1 pseudogene is annotated in these 266 nt (G+C 73.3%); it reads left to right on the forward strand.

Annotated elements, in window-relative coordinates:
* Positions 1-266: pseudogene (locus ACTFO6_RS18905) on the forward strand (hypothetical protein); the annotation flags it as partial.

Consider the following 266-nt stretch of genomic DNA (forward strand, 5'->3'; position numbering starts at 1 on the left):
TGCTAACCCCGCCTCGCTGGGAGTCGCGCCCGTGACCCTCGCCGGGCGCGATCTCGTTGAGACGGTCGCTCCGTGGGCCGACCTGCACGGTCTGCCGCGCGCCCTCGTCGCTGCCATCGTCACGGTGGAGAGCGCAGGCGAGCCCTGGGCGTGGAATCCCGAGCCCCGCTACCGCTATCTCTGGGACGTGAAGCGCGGCGCGCCCTTCCGCGATCTCGCGCCCGACGAGATCGCCTCGAGCGCCCCGCCTCGCGACTTCCCCACCC

It is taken from the genome of Pelomicrobium sp. G1 (assembly GCF_051905455.1).
Taxonomy (GTDB): Bacteria; Pseudomonadota; Gammaproteobacteria; order Burkholderiales; family UBA6910; genus Pelomicrobium.